This window comes from Lactimicrobium sp. (genome assembly GCF_036453465.1).
Lineage (GTDB): Bacteria > Bacillota_I > Bacilli_A > Erysipelotrichales > Erysipelotrichaceae > Bulleidia.
In genome coordinates this window covers 12213-25162 of record NZ_JAZHUW010000015.1, presented here as the reverse complement: position 1 = coordinate 25162, position 12950 = coordinate 12213, and the positions used below count along the sequence as shown (strand labels likewise).

At 48.9% G+C, this 12950-nt stretch carries 12 protein-coding genes and 1 tRNA gene; 3 read left to right on the top strand and 10 right to left on the bottom strand.

The genetic code is table 11. The features are described 5' to 3' along the window. Positions 1-102: 102 nt before the first annotated feature. Both SOI44_RS05350 and SOI44_RS05345 read right to left on the bottom strand, forming a co-directional pair. Positions 103-1731 carry a putative manganese-dependent inorganic diphosphatase gene (locus SOI44_RS05350; RefSeq protein WP_331348193.1) on the bottom strand — a complete coding sequence of 543 codons (1629 nt, stop codon included), beginning with the start codon at positions 1729-1731 and terminating at the stop codon, positions 103-105. A gap of 3 nt (positions 1732-1734) precedes the next feature. Further along, on the bottom strand, positions 1735-2214 hold the full coding sequence (locus SOI44_RS05345; protein ID WP_331348192.1) for a hypothetical protein: 480 nt from the start codon (positions 2212-2214) through the stop codon (positions 1735-1737). A gap of 184 nt (positions 2215-2398) precedes the next feature. On the opposite strand from SOI44_RS05345, the gene SOI44_RS05340 reads away from it, so the two are divergent. Next, positions 2399-3094: a hypothetical protein gene (locus SOI44_RS05340; RefSeq protein WP_331348191.1), complete on the top strand. Its 696-nt coding sequence runs from the start codon at positions 2399-2401 to the stop codon at positions 3092-3094. Between the two features lie 107 nt (positions 3095-3201). Here the strand turns inward: SOI44_RS05340 and SOI44_RS05335 are convergent, their stop codons facing one another. The 7 genes from SOI44_RS05335 to SOI44_RS05305 all read right to left on the bottom strand — a co-directional run bounded on the left by SOI44_RS05335 (position 3202) and on the right by SOI44_RS05305 (position 10679). After that, entirely contained in the window at positions 3202-3762 is a 561-nt protein-coding gene (locus SOI44_RS05335) for a rhomboid family intramembrane serine protease (RefSeq protein WP_331348190.1), read from the bottom strand. Between the two features lie 18 nt (positions 3763-3780). Beyond that, positions 3781-4467 (bottom strand): metallophosphoesterase family protein, encoded by a 687-nt coding sequence (locus SOI44_RS05330; protein WP_331348189.1) that lies wholly within the window; start codon positions 4465-4467, stop codon positions 3781-3783. Then, positions 4464-6314, bottom strand: coding sequence for a BMP family ABC transporter substrate-binding protein (locus tag SOI44_RS05325; protein ID WP_331348188.1), 1851 nt, complete (start codon positions 6312-6314; stop codon positions 4464-4466). Before SOI44_RS05325 ends, SOI44_RS05330 begins: the two co-directional genes overlap by 4 nt. Before the next feature lie 82 nt (positions 6315-6396). Further along, the gene (locus SOI44_RS05320; protein ID WP_331348187.1) at positions 6397-7359 is read right to left on the bottom strand and encodes a S1C family serine protease; all 963 of its coding nucleotides are present in this window, start codon (positions 7357-7359) and stop codon (positions 6397-6399) included. 94 nt (positions 7360-7453) lie between these two features. After that, positions 7454-8512 carry a PTS transporter subunit IIC gene (locus SOI44_RS05315; RefSeq protein ID WP_331348186.1) on the bottom strand — a complete coding sequence of 353 codons (1059 nt, stop codon included), beginning with the start codon at positions 8510-8512 and terminating at the stop codon, positions 7454-7456. Positions 8513-8674: 162 nt separating this feature from the next. Further along, positions 8675-9874, bottom strand: coding sequence for an MFS transporter (locus SOI44_RS05310; RefSeq protein WP_331348185.1), 1200 nt, complete (start codon positions 9872-9874; stop codon positions 8675-8677). 82 nt (positions 9875-9956) lie between these two features. Next, complete coding sequence (locus SOI44_RS05305; protein ID WP_331348184.1) at positions 9957-10679, bottom strand: histidine phosphatase family protein; 723 nt, start codon at positions 10677-10679, stop codon at positions 9957-9959. A 65-nt stretch (positions 10680-10744) separates the two neighbouring features. On the opposite strand from SOI44_RS05305, the gene SOI44_RS05300 reads away from it, so the two are divergent. Together SOI44_RS05300 and SOI44_RS05295 are read left to right on the top strand one after the other, a co-directional pair. Next, positions 10745-10817, top strand: a tRNA-Thr gene (locus SOI44_RS05300). 278 nt (positions 10818-11095) lie between these two features. Next, a complete protein-coding gene (locus tag SOI44_RS05295) occupies positions 11096-11791 on the top strand; it encodes a Crp/Fnr family transcriptional regulator (RefSeq protein WP_331348183.1) in 696 nt (231 codons plus the stop codon). Here the strand turns inward: SOI44_RS05295 and iadA are convergent. Then, positions 11782-12930: a beta-aspartyl-peptidase gene (gene iadA / locus SOI44_RS05290; protein WP_331348182.1), complete on the bottom strand. Its 1149-nt coding sequence runs from the start codon at positions 12928-12930 to the stop codon at positions 11782-11784. The two genes, SOI44_RS05295 and iadA, sit on opposite strands and share 10 nt — an antisense overlap. Between the last annotated feature and the right edge of the window lie 20 nt (positions 12931-12950).

Sequence of the window (12950 nt, the reverse complement as noted above, 5' to 3'; positions counted from 1 at the left end):
AGATTCATTGTAACCGGTTCCAGATTAGTGTCAATCTGCACCAGCATTACCCAAAATTACGCAAAAAAGCAGGACGCTGTCTTGCCCTGCCCATCTCATCAATCACTCTTCAATCACCTTTGTCAGCCTTGGCAGAATCTGCATTTTTCTCGACAATACATCCTTCTGCAGAGTAAACGGGCCATCACTGTCAGGGAAGGCTTCCCTGCACTTGTCTGCCTTTTCACCCGCCGCAAAGAACACCGTTCCATTTTCCACCACGGATGTAAAAGCCACAACCAGCAGATCCAACCCCTTCTTTTTCACAAGCAGGTCCATTGCTTTCTGCACAGCTGCCTGCTGTGAAATGGCCATGGAAACCTTGGGTACCAGCACCTGGGAAATCATCGTATGCACAGAATCAATGTCATAATACTTGATATCCTGCACAATCTGATCACTCAGGGGCATATCCCCGCTGACACTGGCAGCCGTAAACATCTGCCGGCCGAAGTCATCAATATCCACATCTGCCACGGCCGCCAGGATATTGGCCACATCACGGTCTTTCTGGGTTGTCGTCGGACTTTGAAACATCAGTGTATCTGACAATACAGCCCCAAGCAGAATGCCCGCAATTTCCTTTGGCAGCGGAATCTGATTTTCCCGGAACATAGTCGTAATGATGGTTGCCGTAGAACCGACGATCTCATTGCGGAAGGATACCGGCTGCTTGGTCGCAAAGTCATTGATGCGGTGATGGTCGATCACTTCCAGAATCACGCCCTTTTCCACTGCCCGTACAGACTGGGAAAATTCATTATGATCCACGAGAATCAGTTTCTTGTTGCGGTAATTCATGATGTGATAGCGGGAAATATAGCCAACCAGATGATTGCCTTCATCCACGACCGGATAATCACGATACCGGGTTTTCATCATTCTGGTACCGGCATCCTCCACCAGCTCATCCTGACGGAATACCATCGGCTTCTTCATGATCAGCTTCACCGGCGGTGCCAGAAACAGATAACGGGTCGTATTCATCGAGCCATGCCCGCTCAATACAATCGGACAGTGATACTGCTTCGCAGCAGAAAGCACCTGCGGGGCAATCTGCTTTGTCCATACCGCCACCAGCGTACCGGCACCCTTTTCAATCAGATCTTTCTGACTGTCAGGATCATCTCCGACAATCACGATTCTGTCCTTCACTTCATAATTCTGTGTCTTGGTCTTGCTCAGAGCGACAATAGACACTTTGCCATTGACATGCACATCAGGATCTTCATATATCACACGGCCATTGATTGCTTTGGCCAGATGGCTGACATCCGTATGTTTCAACAGCTCAATCTCAGCTGCGGTATCGCCCAGGCCGATATTGGCCAGATCACTGCGGGAAATAAAGCCGGCAATGGTACGGTCCTCATGCAGCACCGCCACCGAATTGCGCTGGGAGTCCTTCAGAATGCCAACAGCCTCAAAGACAGTGGTGTCCGGGGTGACGGAAACTGGCGGATCGATGCAGATCTCACCAATGGTCTTGCGGGCATCCTTCAGCAGCATCGGCACCTCAACATGAAAATGATCCAGCAGGAAGCTGGTCTCATGATTCAATTCACCAAGCCGGCATGGAATCGCCCGGATTCCCTGCGCTCTCTTGAAAAAAGCATAAGCAATGGCACTGGCAACCGAATCTGTATCCGGATGCACATGGCCAAGCACATACACTGGTTCTTTCTCATCCATAGATCATGCCTCCTGGTCTGCAGATCCCTGCACCAGACCATTTTCCACCAGATGTTTCTGCAGCGTTGCATAGGTAATGCCAAGAGCAGCCGCCATTTCTTTCTTGGTGATTTCCCTGCGGGCAAGCTGATCACAAAGCTGGCTGAACAAAGCCATATCCAGCTCCTTGCTCTTGCGGCCCCGCTTCTTCTCTTCTCCCGGCACAACAGCACCTTTTTTCTGGGCAAACAGAACCGTCACGCCAAGATCATGCAGCTTCGCCAGCAGTTCCTTCATTTCAGAAACAGAAAGACCGCTGCTGTCATACCCCTGCATCATCAGTGTATCTGCCCACGACAAAAGGCCAAGCATCTTCTGCATCTGCACCCTGGAAGAGCCAACATCCAGAAAAATATCATCCAGATCAATGACTTTTGTAAAAAACAGTTTACTGGAAGTCTCAAAAACTTCATCGTTATCTAAAACAGCATATCCGTATCTCATTGTGTCTTCACTACGCATATTTTGCGTATTTCTGATGCTATCTTAATACAGAAAATGAGCAGTGCAAAAGAGTTTTTTGTGTGAAAACACATACATTTGCAAAATGCAGTTTCTAACACGGTATTCATGAAAAGAAGACGTATCAGGTGTATCATTATGCGGTATGAAAAAGGGAGGCAGTGATATGAAGAAAATCCCCTTCATCGCCATCTGCACCTGTCTTGCACTTCTGACAGGATGCGGCGGCAATAAAACTGATATTGCAAAACCAACTACAGCAGTCAGTCCGACCCCAACGGCTACACCAACCCCGTCCCCGACTGAGCTGACCTATGTACAGAAGATGGAAATGCTGGAAATCATCAACAGTGATCTCAACCAGACCTACGGCACCAAGGCACAGGTATATGCCGACATGACCGCAACAACCTTTACGCTTTCCGGCAGTACGGCAACCGCCAAGGGCACCTACAAGTATCCAACCACCGCCACGGAGGCAAATGAAAGCTTCACCTATACCTTCAATATTCTGGATGATGGCGACGTGGAGAAGAAAGATGCAGATGTCACCGCATCAACGCCGACACCAACGGCAAGTTCCTCCAGTGCTTCCACAACCGGCAAGAAAGCAGACTATACGCCAACGGAAAAGTTTGACTTCACCTGCAATTCTTCCATTACCGTCTATGGCAAGATGGAAGGCAGCGGCACCTACCGTGCGGATGTAGTGGACAGCGATGGCAAGATTGTCGCCAACGTCTTCAATGAGTCCAGTCCGTTTGATACGACCAAGACCGTCGATCTGCCCGCCGGATCCTATTCTCTCTGGATCCTTCTGGACAATGCCGGCAACTGGGATCTCAATTACACTGTCAGTTAAGAAAACAGCAGCTTTTCCCACCCAAGGAATAAGCTGCTGTTTTTCTGAAATCAAGATTTTACTTTTGCTCTCTGCCATCACAAAACAGATGTTAGAAGTGGAACATGTCAGAGGATCCGGGCAAGCAGTGCACCGGCAATGGCACCGCCAAGATGTCCCTGCCATGAAATGCCAGGCAGAAAGTTCATGACCAGGTTAACAAAGATGGTATATACCATAGCACTGTTATGGGTAATGGCTTCCATGCCATACTTTTGGGCAATCCTGACAATAGCAAATACCATCAGTCCATACAGACCGGTGGAAAGACCTGCCGCAAGTGTGTGCGGAGCCAGAAGACATACCATGATATTTCCCGCCACAATACAGACAAACAGCAGCAGTCCGAATCTGGCATGGCCAAGATTGTTTTCCATTGACTGGCCCATACTGATAAACGCAGACAGGTTCATGGCAATATGCCAGAATGACAGATGGACAAAACCAGCTGTCAGAAGGCGCCACCACTGGCCGCCAAGCACATAAGAGCGGCTGACACCAAGCAGATACGGCATGGGATCATGGCCCAAAGAAGCTGTCTGCATCAGGCCCAGCAGATAGACAAGCACACAGATGGCACTGACGGCATAGGTTACGATCGGAATATTTGTGAAGTTATTGTAGTCCATGCAAAAATCCTTTCCATTTTACCGGCTGCGTGAAGACAGGTGGTGAGTGCGCCGGATATACAGGTCATAGAACAGACTGCCTGTCTGTCCCTCTTTTGGATAATCATCCTCAGAAAGATCCAGGGAATAGCGGTCATAGGCATTAATCAGCTTTGTGCCGGCCGGATGGATAATCTCACGCTTGAATGGTGCGCCATAACTGGCATGAACATGGCCATATGCCATGTACTTCGGCCCCCATCTTGTTAAAAGATCATTGAAACAGGCAAAACCGCGGTGAGCCAGATCTTCCCCATCCCCATAGCCAAGACACGGGGCATGGCTGACAAGCAGATCAAAGCCGCCTGTAAACCGTAACATGCCCTCCATGTGGCGGATCCGCTTGCTCATCTGCTTTTCCGTATACATATCCTTCCCGCTGTGATAGCGCATCGAACCGCCAAGGCCAAGTATCCGCAGACCGTGAAAGTTGTATACCGTATCGTCGATATCAATACAGCCCATGGGCGGATGCACATCATAGTGATGGTCATGGTTGCCGCGCACATACAGCAGCGGCTTATTGGCAGCCGTGGTCAGATACTCCAGATAATCCGCAGAAAGATCACCGCAGGAAATGATCAGATCATATGCATCTGTCTTGTCAGGTGTCCAGTAATCCCACAATCCCTTTTCTTCTACATCAGACAATAACAGAAGCTTCATTGCGCCTCCATCTGTTTGATTTCAGCAGCCGTCTTCTCATCATATTCATGCATTTCAGGTATCTTTCCTTCCACATTCTCATACAGCCAGTCCATGGCCAGAATCTGCCCGGCATCCAATGCCCCATGGCTGTTTCTCACATTGCCAGCCTGGTCTTTCAGCTCACCAGAGAAAATGGCAAAATCATCACAGAGAAGCGCATTCTTCAAGGCATCCATCAGCCGCACAGAGCAAGATGGCAGGCCATCTGCACAATGCAGATCAATCACACCGGACTTCAGTCCCCACCACTGGCTGTGCATGCCAGGCTTGATGCCCTGAATGATATTATGAATCAGTTTTTCATAAAAGGCACCCCAGTTGCGCACCGGTGCAGCCAGATGAATCACTTTGCCATTCTCTCTGCGGCAAAGGCCGTATTCCGGTTCATCACGGTCCGGAAAGATCAGGTCCCTGGCCGCATACAGCGTAATGTTTTCCTTTGCAAACAAAGCGGCACTATCCACATCTTTCTGATCGGCCCAGACTGCTTTCACTTTAATATCCGGACGGACCATCTGTGCACCAATGGCAAAGGCATTGACTTCTGCTGCTGTGCCATACACAGGCGAGGGCACCAGATAGCCAATGTGATCGGTATTACTGAGCTGAGCTGCCAGAGCACCCATCAGAAACTTCACTTCAAAATCACGGGTGGCATAGGAATGCAGCGAATGGTTCTCCAAAAATAACGAGCAGTTGTAAATCTGCACCTGTGGATGCAGGATTGCCTGCCGCAGGGCAGCGGTTCTCTGCAGGATGCTGGTAGTAAAGATCACCTGTGCTCCTTTGGCAATGGCATCATTGATAGCCGCTTCGGTATCTTCATCTTTGTCACAGCTGTCATAAACCATTGTCTTCACAATGCCGTCAAACACATTCTCGATGTAAATGCGGCCGATTTCATGATCCGAGACAGCACTGTCACTCTGCTTCGTCGGATAAATAAAGGCTGTATACAAAGGATTGCGCTCACTGTAGGCAGGATTGAAATTCAGCAGGCTGAACCGCTTTTCCTTTGCATCCACCGGTGCCATCTGCACGCCTGCCTGCTGACAGGAGCCAAGCATCAGTTCCTTCTGCAGGCCCGCAATACGCCGGGCAATGGAAGCGCGGGAATAATCCAGCAGACTGTCAAACTGATAGGTCAGAAGATAGACAAGAAAGGCATCTCCTGGTGTAAGAGAGACTTTGTCACTTTTCATCTGCTGATAGACACCCTCAAAGCGGAAATAGCCGCCCTGAACAGTATGAATCAGATCCGCAGGCCATGGCGTCACCAGATCCCGGTTTAACAATGCGGCAAGCCGCTTATAGCTGCCAGGCTTTGTGAACTGAATATTGTAGATCGGACAGACCTTGTAAAAGGAAAGAAACTCCTGATAGACAGCTGGCATATCATCACACATCACTCTGGTGACATCAGCCATGATGGAAGGATTGCCAAGATACTTCATGACGGAAACACGCTTGTTGCCTTCCTGCACATAGAAGCGGCCCAGATACTCCTTGACCTGAATGGGATCATCAATGCCGCTGTCTGTCTGCACCTGCCAGACATTCATCCACTTGCGGGCAAACTCACTTCCCTCCGGCATGACCGGCATATAATTGCCGGCAAAGGATACCGTCCGCATCTGTGTCACTGTACCCGTCACAAGAGACAGCGGGATCTCCATGACACCCAGCGGGATCTGCTGACAGGTGCCTTTGACAATGTCATCGAGAACAGCAAGCTTTTCCCCGTGCTTTACTGCTTTTTCACCCTCTTTGTGGGCTTTTTGATATTCCTGCAGAGCTTCACTCATACGTCCTTCTCCCTTTTGTTCTCAATTATATGAAAAAAGATGGCTGTTACACCATCTTTGCAAGTGACATCACAAACAGATCTCACGCTTTTTCATTGTCTGAAGATGAAACACTGTTCTTGGAAATCAAAATCACTTCTGCAGTTGTTTCCTGGCCATCCCGCTTCAATGTCAGTGTCACCTTGTCGCCAACATCCTTATCGGCAATGTATTCAGCCAGTGTGCTGACACTTGTCACTTCTGTGTTATCCACTTTGACAATCCGGTCACCGACCTTCACACCGGCATCGGCGGCATTGGATTCATCCGCAATGGCAACAACATACACGCCGCCCTCCTGATCATCCGATGCTGTTACCTGCTGCACAGTGATGCCAAGAGCTGCCTTGGATGCAAACGGATTGGTGGAATCACTGCCATTACCATTCTGTGTGCCCTGTGAAGGGGAAGCCGAAGAAGAACCATCCGTTCCATCAGAACCAGAACTGCCGGAGCCATTGGAGCCCTGCGATCCATTATTGTCAAACTGAGAAGGCAGCTGCTCAAAGAACTTCTCCATCTCTTCCCGTTCTGCAGAAGTATCGTTCTTCCGGCTTCCAAGGCCTGTATAGTTGGCCACAACACCGCCGCCAAAGCCGCATCCAAAGCACAATGCACAGATGCCGATAATCGTCCATACCTTCTTGTGGTTAACCTTCTTTTTAGCAGGCTTTGCGGGCTTTGGTGCTTCTGTCTTTGGCGCAGACGAAACTGTCTTGCCAGCGGTTTTCATCTCTGCTGTATTTTCTGTCTTAGCTTCTGAAGCAGCAGATGCCTCTGTCTTTTCTTCGCCCTTTTCGGTATGTTCTTCTGACTTAGCTTCTGCAGATGCTGGTTCAGCAGATTCTGCCTTTTCCTGTGACTTTGCAGTATTGTCCACAGATGTCAGCTGCTGGGTTTTATCAGTCTGCCCAGAAGAAGACACTGTCTTTTCAGCAGATGATTCCTGCTTTGCGTCTTTGTTTTCTTCTGTATTTTTCTTTTCGTTATCGATATTTTCTGCCATGTCTCTCACTCCTTCTGTGTTTGCAGATACATGGTACCTGTCTTTTGTGAACACTGCATGAACAACAGAAGGATGTCAGACGATAATTGCCTGCTTACTGCAGCTTCATATCACCGTCTTTGATCCAGCCAAGATGCTTCTCCAGGCGGCAGAACAATACGGACAGCACCGCCGGCAGCACAAAGCAGATCAGGATCATACCAAGCCAGTCCATACCAGTGATGCTTGTCTTCAGGCCGTTTTCAATATCACTGATCCAGCCGGTGTAGATGCCGATCTGGCCGACAAAGCCGCAGGTTCCCATACCGGAAGAGACAGCCGGGCCATTGTTCTGCAGATGGAAGACACAGGTGGCAAGTGGGCCGGTGATCGCGCTGGCAAAAATCGGAGGCAGCCAGATTCTTGGATTCTTGATGATATTGGGCATCTGCAGCATGCTGGTGCCAATTCCCTGCGAAACAAGTCCGCCAACGCCGTTTTCCTTGTAGGACATGATGGCAAAGCCAACCATCTGCGCGCAGCATCCAGCCACGGCGGCGCCCCCGGCCAGTCCGGTCAGAGAAAGGGCGGCACAGATGGCTGCAGAAGAAATCGGCAGCGTCAATGCAATGCCTGTTACAACAGCCACAATCATTCCCATGACAAGCGGCTGCTGTTCGGTTGCCCACATGATGACGGAGCCAAGTGAAGATGCCGCTGCACCAATGGCCGGTGCCCACAGCATACTCAAACCAGCACCAACGATCAGTGTCACTGCCGGCGTAACCAGAATATCAATCTTTGTTTCACCGGAGACAAGCTTGCCGCACTCCGTTGCAATGATGGCAATGATGTAAACAGCCAGAGGACCGCCGGCCCCGCCCAGACTGTTGGCAGCAGCACCGACACCTACCATGGTAAACAAAACAAGCTGCGGGGCATGCAGTGCCCAGGCAATGGAGGCTGCCATTGCCGCACCGGCTGCACCGGAGGCATAGCTGCCAATGTCAGAAAGGAAGGACAGATGCAGCTGGGTGCCAGCTGTCGAAAGAATCGTTCCAATCAGCAGGGAAGCGAAAAGCCCCTTTGCCATCGCTCCCATCGCATCAATCAAATAGCGGTCTGCAGAGACAACCACGTCCTTGCGGGCCAGAAAACGCCTTACATTTTCCATATCTTTCTCCCCTTGAACATGTTCCGTTATACAACAGGAGAAAACATTTGTATAGTCATTCTGACTATACTTTATTGTCAGAATGACTATCAAATAATCAGTCACAAAAAAAACAGCAGACATTTCCTGCTGTTAACATGAATCCTGTCCGCAAAAACACTCTCATGCCTTTACCGGTACTTTATTGCTCATGAAAATCACAATGACACTGCCAATCACACAGAAGACAAAGCTGAGCAGCACCAGCAGATGCGGCCCAAATGCATCCAGGATCATGCCGCCGGACACATTGGCAATAATGCCGGACGCCATCATCATGATGGTAAACATAGACTGTCCCTTGACGGCTTCTCCCGCCTTCATTCTTTCGCCTGTATACTGCACAATGGCAGGATAGAACAGGCCGTATGCCATGAAAGAAAGCAGCTGTGACACATAAACAAGAGTCACATTGCCAGCCAGCAGAACAAGCAGTGCCTTGAGTGAAAAGCCAATCATGGATACCTGCAGGGCATGGGCTGCAGAAAGCCTTCTGCGCAGCCAGTCAAAGCTGACCATAGCAGGGATTTCCATGGCAGCTCCAAGGGCAAACAGATTACCCATATCTGTGACCGTACCGCCCAAAGGCTTGATCACCTGCAGCATGAATGAACCTATGATGTAATTGTAGTAGTACATGACCATGATGCCGATATTCAGCACCAGGAATGCCTTGTTATTTCTGATGAAGTCTTTGAGCGTAATGCGCTCTTCCTCTTTGGGTTCCACATGAGATGAAGATGTCTGTGGCCCAAGATGTTTTTTCAAAAGGAAGATGCTTATCAGCAATAGAATCAACGAGAATATCGTAGCACCGGGAATGGAATTGATGCCTGCTTTTTCTATCACGACGCCCAGAACAGCAGTCATGATGGCATACAGCAGAGATCCGGCGGCTCTGCACAAGCCAAAATTAAGCTGAATGCCATATCCCTGAATCCGAAAAACAAGTGTATTTACAAGCGGCTGCAGAAGCAGATCAAACACAAGAGCCAGCACATAGCAGATAAACAGGGCAGCACTGTGACCATGCAGAATCATCAGAAAGATGCACATCAGGCCGGTCAGAAAGGCAAGCAGTGAAATCAGCTGGGTCAGTGTAACCTTTTTCGTGCGGTCTGCGAAGTCAGCCAGCCCTGGTGATAAAAGAACAGTTAACAGATTTGCACCGGACATTACCAGACCGACTTCCGTGTTGGAAAAACCATTGGCCAGCAGGAATACCGAAAGGAAAGCACCTACACCGGCATACATTGTAGAGTAAAAGCCCTGAATACCAGCATAGTCCAGTGTCAGTCGTGTTTTCAGTTTTTTCTGGTTCATATCCAAATCTTCCCTTCTGCAGCAATGCGGCCATAGCGTACCACACTGCCTGTGGGCATACAACAGAGTAAAGAAAACTTACTCAATGGATTTCGGGATCTTCATAGCACTCACAATAGCGGGCCATGAAAGATGGCTTTTCACCCTTTGCATACAGGTGGGAAACATCACCAAAGCTGCTGATCCGGAAAGACGCAGTTCCTTTTACTCTTTCCTCGGTATAGATGGTTGTCACACTGGATGGTGCTGCGCAGAATCCATGCCAGATGATCATCGGGGATACATTCAGCAGATGGGACAGCAGCACACATTCAAGACCAAAATGACAGAACAGGGCAATGGTATCGTGATTGCTGGCAACGGCATCATACAAATATCCATTGCGCTGATAGCCGTGCTTAGCCAGCAATTCATCAAAGCTGGAAACAACATGGTCATACTTTGCTTTCAGATCCACTGCCTCAAAAGCAGGATTTTCTGTCCAGTGATCCTTGTCAAAGAAGCGCTCATCCTGAGTCCAGACAGCAGGACGCCAGTCCCATGGCCTTGTTGGTTCAGTTTCATCGGTATGAACAACCGGAATATGAAACTCCTTCAGCCAGTCCAGTGTCACTGCCTGACGATTCATTTTCTTCAGTGTACAGGAAGCCGTAGCCTGTGCCCTGCCCATCGGTGAAACATAAAAATAGTCGATCTTTTCCTTTGCCAGCCGCTCCGCAAGATACTCCGCCTCACGCCATCCCTTCTCTGTCAGGCTGTCATGTGCATAGTCTGGCTCACAATGCCGCACCACCAGTATTCTCATTCCAATTCCTCCCAATCTCATTGAAAACAAAATACATCTCGATTATAATATCAAAGCTGTCATTTGCCGACTTAGCTCAGTTGGTAGAGCAACTCATTCGTAATGAGTAGGTCGTTGGTTCGATTCCGATAGTCGGCACCTCAGAAAAGCCCTTGAATAAAGGGTTTTTCTTTTGTTCGATATAATGTACATTCACAAAATCAGCTTCCAGGTACATCAAATGTTTTTTATTTTTGCAGAAATAATCCAGCAAATCCTCTGCAAGGCATATTTATATTACGATTTACAGTATCATCACAATATCAATAAGCGGCTTATCCGCGGTTCATTTTCATCATCTGTCTGCTGTCATTTCTTTGCTTTTTCAGCATGCGGACAACGTTGCCCCTTTTTCATGTTTCTCATATACTAAGGACATGGATCACGATAAAGAGTGCCCTTATCGGGCAAAAAATGAATACTGTACACATGCCATTCGTCTGTTTCAGAAGCTGCCGGAAGAAGATCAGGCTTCGCTGGTGGCACATGCGATGCACATCAAACGGCCGCGCGGTTCCATTCTGGCCGAAGAGAACAGCGAAATCGATGCGGTTGTCATCATCCGCAGAGGCAAGGTGAAAACCAGAAGAATTGATACCAATGGTGAGGAACATATTCTGGATGTCCTGCATGACGGCCAGGCAATCTGGCATGGCATGTTTCTGGAGGATCATGTCTACCACTATGATGTTGTGGCTCTGACGGATGTTTCTCTATGTCTGATCAAACGTTCTGATTTTATTGCCGTGCTTTCTGAGCACCCCTCTACGGCTTTATATCTGATTGAAATGCTTTCTACGGAACTGCAGGATGCCAATGAGAAAGCTTACCTGCTGTCTCTGCATGCAGTGGATGACCGGGTCGGTCAGTTTCTGCTGTTTCGTGATGCCCGCTGCATTGGCAAGGAGATTGAGCTTAAGCTGGATGACATTGCAGCATCCATCAGTTTACGGCCTGAGACCGTCTCCCGGGTAATCACAAAGTTTGAAAAAGAAGGTGCCGTAAGAAGACTGGGCCATGGCAAGCTGCTTGTCATAGACCGCAGGAAGCTTTCTGCGCTATCTCATGCCTGAAGATCCTGATAATAGCTTTTCGCGGTGACAATACCATCCTGCATCATGATCTTTCCTCTGGCAATCACGCCATCCAGGGAGAGATCATTTTTTAACAGCACCAGGTCGGCATCACTGTCTTTGCCAATGTGCCCTTTGTGAGGATACAGATCCAATGCAGTTGACACCGTCTTTGTAATTGGCATCAGAGCTTCAGAAAGAGACAAGTGCTCATCATTGACAAGATGGCGGACTGTATCAAACAAAGTTGCCATCTTTCCAATTCCCATTCCAATCAGCTTCTTGTCATCACTCCACACCGGGAAACTGCCATTGGAATCCGAAGACAATGTAATTCTGTCCCAGGATACCTTTTCCTTCGCAGCTGCCATCAGATGCGCTGTTCTGGCTGTCTCATTGCCGCTGGTAAAGTCAATATAGCCGCCCTTTGAGGCAAAGATCAAAGCATCCTCGTACGCATTCGCCACATGCGTCGGTCTGAACTGACGAATCGGAATATCCGTATTCTCTACAATGTCCAATACATCCTTGTATCCCTTTTTGCCCCTGCCCGTATGCATGTGCACAATACCTGGCTTTTTTGCCAGCAGGCCGGCTGTTCTTACCTGTGTGGCCAGACGTGCAAGCTCTTCCTTACTGACATTGGAAGAACGATGGTCACTGATGGCAATCTTGACGCCAATGATTTCATTGATAAACGCAACATCTTTTGCCACAGATCCTGTCAGGGTCGTGCTGGGATAGGCATAGGAACCTGTCAAACACCAGGCACTCATGCCTTCTTCCCGCAGTGCCTTTGTCTTGGCGACAAGTTCCTGCACGCTTTTGGCATTGCTGTCAGTGCCCAGCAGGCCAACCACAGAGGTCACACCATACCGGATGCAGTCACGCATCTGCAGCGGTGGAATCAAAGAGGCAAAGCCATCCTCACCGCCGCCGCCAATGATATGGACATGCTGGTCAAGAAAGCCCGGCACAAGCAGCTTGCCAGTACCATCAATAACCTTCATATCATCCTTATCCCAGTCAAAGTCAATCTGATGATCCACTTTGACAATACGGTCATTGCATACCAGTACATCATTGATGCCAAGATCTTCCGGTGCATACACATGCACATGCTTTATGATCAGAAACATACTTCACCTCCAAAAAAAGT